At 73.5% G+C, this 1734-nt stretch carries 4 protein-coding genes; 1 reads left to right on the forward strand and 3 read right to left on the reverse strand.

The window, feature by feature from the left end:
* The 3 genes from P409_RS33545 to P409_RS33555 all read right to left on the reverse strand — a co-directional run.
* Positions 1-531: MFS transporter (locus tag P409_RS33545; RefSeq protein ID WP_034848891.1), on the reverse strand; the 531-nt coding region annotated here is incomplete at its 3' end.
* Complete coding sequence (locus tag P409_RS33550; protein ID WP_034848893.1) at positions 528-1088, reverse strand: GNAT family N-acetyltransferase; 561 nt, start codon at positions 1086-1088, stop codon at positions 528-530. The genes P409_RS33550 and P409_RS33545, both read right to left, overlap by 4 nt.
* Positions 1061-1282 carry a DUF1127 domain-containing protein gene (locus tag P409_RS33555; protein ID WP_034848896.1) on the reverse strand — a complete coding sequence of 74 codons (222 nt, stop codon included), beginning with the start codon at positions 1280-1282 and terminating at the stop codon, positions 1061-1063. Before P409_RS33555 ends, P409_RS33550 begins: the two co-directional genes overlap by 28 nt.
* A gap of 96 nt (positions 1283-1378) precedes the next feature.
* On the opposite strand from P409_RS33555, the gene P409_RS33560 reads away from it, so the two are divergent.
* Positions 1379-1734, forward strand: a 356-nt coding sequence (locus P409_RS33560) for a LysR family transcriptional regulator (RefSeq protein WP_034848898.1), incomplete at its 3' end; no start/stop codon positions are given.

Below are 1734 nucleotides of genomic sequence, written 5' to 3' on the forward strand. Positions count from 1 at the left end.
GTGCAGCGGGATGGTCAGCAGGGCGAAGCCGGCATAGGCGAGGACCGCGCCACGCCAGCCGAGCGCGCCGGCCAGGCTGTCGCCGATCGGCCAGAAGGCGGTGGAGGCCAGGCCGCCCAGCAGCGTGATCTGCGACATCGGCCTGCGCGCCTCCGCCCCGCCGATCCGGGCCAGCGCGGCAAAGGCGGCGTCGTACAGCGTGCACCGCATCGCCAGGCCCAGCACCAGCCACGCGGCCATGTAAAAGAACGGGTCGCGGGCCAGGGCCAGCCCGGCGCAGCCGAGGGCGGACAGCACCGACCCCGCCGTCATCACGGCGCGGCCGCCATGCCGGTCGATCAGCCGCCCGACCCAGGCCGAGGACAGCCCCATCACCAGCAGGGCGGCGGAGAAGCCGCCATGCACCAGCGTGTGGCTCCAGCCCGTCTCGGCGATGATCCGCGGGCCGAAGCCGCCGATCAGGTAATAGGTCGTGCCCCAGCTGACCAGCTGCGCCAGGCCGAGGCAGAGGACGGTGCGGCGCCGGATCAAGCGTCGTGGCCCGGGGCCGGCAGGGTGGTGTCGCCGGGGCCGAGCGCCCGCTGCATCAGCACGCTGTCGACCCAGCGGCCGAACTTGTAGCCGACCGACGGCAGCAGGCCGGCGCGGCGGAAGCCCAGCGCCTCGTGCAGCGCGATCGAGCCGGCATTGCCGCTGTCGCCGATCACCGCCACCATCTGCCGCCAGGGCCCGGCCTCGCAGCGCTGGATCAGCGCGCCCAGCAGCGCCCGGCCGATGCCGCGGCCGGCCATGCCGTCGGCGACATAGACCGAATCCTCGATGGTGTGGCGATAGGCCGGGCGCGGCCGGTAGGCGCCGGCATAGGCATAGCCGACGACGCGGCCCGCGATCTCGGCCGCCAGATAGGGCAGGCCCTGGGCCAGCACCGCCGCCCGCCGGGCCGCCAGCTCCGCCGCCTGCGGCGGCACCTCCTCGAAGCTGGCGAAGCCGTGCAGCACATGGTGGGCATAGATCGCCTGGATGGCCGGCAGGTCGGCCTCCGCCGCGTCGCGGATGGTGATCAGGGAAGCGGGATGGCGGTCAGGCATGGTCGGTTCGGTCTTTCGGTCAGTGCGTCCGCGCGGCCGGGATCGGGATGTCCGCGCAGCGCCTCGCCGCGGCTGATGCCGAGATCGGCCAGGCGCCGGTCGTCGAGCCCGCGCAGGATCTCGACCTGGCGCCGGCGCGACTGCGGCGAGCCGGCGAACCAATGCAGCATCTCGGACAGCAGGGGGCAAGTCATCGGACACGGTCCTGGTGGGAACGGGCCGAGATTGCGCTTTCGTGACGGATAAGGGAAATTTGGATATCCAATGCGGATCATAAGGAATTCTTTGGAATGCGCGGCCTCAGCCTCGACCAGCTGCGGACCTTCGCCGAGGTGGTGCGGGCCAGCAGCTTCTCCGGCGCCGCGGCGCGGCTGAACCTGACCCAGCCGGCGGTCAGCCTGCAGATCCGCCAGCTCGAGGCGCGGCTCGGCGTGCGGCTGGTCGAGCGGGTGGGCAAGCGGGCCACCCCGACCGCGGCGGGGCGCGACCTGCTGGTCCATGCCGGGCGGATCGAGGCCGAGGTCGCGGCGGCGACAGAGGCGATGGCGGAGCATGCCGGCGGCGCGCTCGGCCGGGTGCGGCTCGGCACCGGCGCCACCGCCTGCATCTACCTGCTGCCGCCGGTGCTGCGGGCGCTGCGCCGCGG

Origin of the sequence: Inquilinus limosus MP06 (assembly GCF_000767795.1) — a bacterium.
Classification (GTDB): Bacteria; Pseudomonadota; Alphaproteobacteria; order DSM-16000; family Inquilinaceae; genus Inquilinus; species Inquilinus limosus_E.

Coding starts and splice junctions, on each gene's coding strand:
- P409_RS33550 (WP_034848893.1), bottom strand. CDS start 1,088: ATGCCTGACCGCCATCCCGCTTCCCTGATCACCATCCGCGACGCGGCG.
- P409_RS33555 (WP_034848896.1), bottom strand. CDS start 1,282: ATGACTTGCCCCCTGCTGTCCGAGATGCTGCATTGGTTCGCCGGCTCG.